Annotated in this window: 1 protein-coding gene; it reads right to left on the bottom strand. The window is 66.2% G+C overall.

Annotation, left to right across the window (positions count from 1 at the left end; translation table 11 throughout):
• On the bottom strand, positions 1 to 447 hold a 447-nt coding region (locus NBZ85_RS34245; RefSeq protein ID WP_261563505.1), incomplete at both ends, for a TetR/AcrR family transcriptional regulator.

The raw sequence follows: 447 nt of genomic DNA, 5'->3' as shown, positions 1-447 counted from the left end.
ATGAAGCGCTGCGGGGTCACGTCCTGCGACTCGGGCATGCAGACGCCGGAGTGGCGCCACATCATCATGAACACCAGCGGCGCGACGACGACCTGCACGGCGCAGTCCAGGTCGAGCGGGCGGAATTCTCCGCGCGCCACGCCGCGCTCCAGGATGCGCCGGATCAGGCGGTTGCTCGGCAGGACGACCTCGGCGCGGTAGAACGCCGCGATGTCGGGAAAGTTGTGCGCCTCGCTCAGGATCAGCTTGGACAGGCCCGACGCCTTGGTGGAGCCGATGTGCGTCCACCAGAGGTCGTAGGCATGGCGCAGCAGCTCGGACGTGCCGTGCGGGTACTGCTCGATCTCCACGTCCCATTCGGCGAAGTGGCGGCCCATGTTGTGGCGCACGACCTCCTTGAACAGGTCTTCCTTGCTGGGGAAATACAGGAACAGCGTGCCCTTGGAG

The organism is Frankia tisae, from assembly GCF_025403405.1.
Classification (GTDB): domain Bacteria; phylum Actinomycetota; class Actinomycetes; order Frankiales; family Frankiaceae; genus Frankia; species Frankia tisai.
This window is presented reverse-complemented; position numbering and strand designations above follow the sequence as displayed.